Here is a 1,858-nt window from a genome sequence, read left to right as displayed (position 1 = left end):
CCCGGTCCGTCGCAGGCGCGCCAGGCGCTCGCGGGGCTGTCGCAGCGTCTTGCGCTGGCCTTGCAGCGCCGTCACGAACGCGACACGGCTCGCGTGTCAGCCTGTGCGGCACGGCTCGAGGTGCTGAGCCCGCAACGTACGCTCGAGCGCGGCTATGCGGCGCTGATCGATGCCCAGACGGGCCGCGCGGTGCGCACGCCGAACGCGCTGAAACCGCAGCGCCGCCTGACCGTGCATCTTGCGGAAGGCTCGGCCGACGTGTCGCTCGCCGACGTGCAGCCGCGGCTGAGCGATACGATCTGACGTAACGGGTGCGAGCGGCGCGAAGGTTGCCGCAACGGACGCATCGTGCGCGGGAACGGATGCTGCGCAGCGTCGGGTTCGTCCTGCCGGACGTTGCGCAAACATCGCTTTTCCGCATACCGCGGATAAATGGCCCGTGAGTTTGCGGGGTTATTCGTCCTCGCCTACAATCGGACGCTCGGCAGCATCCAACACAGCCTCCCTACATACTCAACGAAGGAATTGCCATGGCTCATACGCTCCCGCCGCTCCCGTACGCTGAAGACGCACTCGCGCCGACCATCTCGCTCGAGACGATCCAGTACCACTACGGCAAGCACCATCAGGCTTATGTGACGAACCTGAACAATCTGATCCCGGGCACGGAATTCGAAAACCTGTCGCTGGAAGAGATCGTGAAGAAGTCGTCGGGCGGCATCTTCAACAACGCCGCGCAAATCTGGAACCACACGTTCTTCTGGAACAGCCTGTCGCCGAACGGCGGCGGCGCACCGACGGGCGCGCTGGGCGACGCGATCAACGCGAAGTGGGGTTCGTACGACGCATTCAAGGAAGCGTTCACGAAGGCCGCAGTCGGCACGTTCGGTTCGGGCTGGGCATGGCTCGTGAAGAAGGCTGACGGTTCGCTCGACATCGTGTCGACGAGCAACGCAGCAACGCCGCTGACGACCGCCGACAAGGCACTGCTGACGATCGACGTGTGGGAACACGCGTACTACATCGACTACCGCAACGCACGTCCGAAGTTCGTCGAAGCGTTCTGGAACATCGTGAACTGGGACTTCGCAGCGAAGAACTTCGCGTAAGGTCCGGCGCCTGCGCGCCGCTACGGTGCGCGCGCGGCACCCAGCAAAAAAGCCCTCGAAACGAGGGCTTTTTTGTTTTCTGTCGAGGTGAAGCGTGCCGCGCGTGTCCGGTCAGGCCGGGACGCCGAGCCCCCAGCCGAGCGCCGCGCTCGCAATCACGACGGCCCATGGCGGCACGCGCCAGAACACCAGCGCGACGAATGCGACGAGCGCGGCGGCCAGATCGCGCGGCGCCACGATCGTGTCGGTCCAGACCGGGTGATACAGCGCGGCGACCAGCAGCCCGACGACGGCCGCGTTCACGCCTGCGAGCGCGGCCTGCATTCGCGTGCTGCGGCGCAGCCGTTCCCAGAACGGCGCGGTGCCGGCCACCAGCAGGAACGACGGCGCGAAGATCGACACCAGCGCGATCGTGCCGCCGAGCCAGCCGTTCGACGCGTTGCGCAGCGATGCGCCGAGGAACGCCGAGAACGTGAACAGCGGCCCCGGCACGGCCTGCGCGACGCCATATCCGGCCAGGAACGCCGCATCGCCGACCCAGCCGGGCGCGACCACGGCCGCCTGCAGCAGCGGCAGTACCACGTGTCCGCCGCCGAATACGAGTGCCCCCGTACGGAAGAACGCATCGACGACGGCCAGTGTAGCGGAGCGCAGCGCGCGGGCTGCGAACGGCAGGACGACGAGGAGCGCTGCGGACAGCGCGAGCCACAGCATGCCCGCGCGGGGCGACACGTGCAGCGGCAACGGAT

The 1,858-nt window shown here is 67.1% G+C and carries 3 protein-coding genes; 2 read left to right on the top strand and 1 reads right to left on the bottom strand.

From position 1 onward, the window contains the following. The coding region (locus G3N93_RS39245; RefSeq protein WP_277396612.1) for an exodeoxyribonuclease VII large subunit at positions 1-303 on the top strand (303 nt) is incomplete at its 5' end. A 227-nt stretch (positions 304-530) separates the two neighbouring features. After that, complete coding sequence (gene sodB, locus G3N93_RS39240; RefSeq protein WP_011352986.1) at positions 531-1,109, top strand: superoxide dismutase [Fe]; 579 nt, start codon at positions 531-533, stop codon at positions 1,107-1,109. A 111-nt stretch (positions 1,110-1,220) separates the two neighbouring features. On the opposite strand, the gene G3N93_RS39235 is transcribed toward sodB, so the two are convergent. Continuing rightward, positions 1,221-1,858: chromate transporter (locus G3N93_RS39235; RefSeq protein WP_206135447.1), on the bottom strand; the 638-nt coding region annotated here is incomplete at its 5' end.

The sequence above is a fragment of the Burkholderia sp. Se-20378 genome, from assembly GCF_017104665.1.
GTDB lineage: Bacteria > Pseudomonadota > Gammaproteobacteria > Burkholderiales > Burkholderiaceae > Burkholderia > Burkholderia lata.
This window is presented reverse-complemented; position numbering and strand designations above follow the sequence as displayed.

Coding starts and splice junctions, on each gene's coding strand:
- sodB (WP_011352986.1), top strand. CDS start 531: ATGGCTCATACGCTCCCGCCGCTCCCGTACGCTGAAGACGCACTCGCG.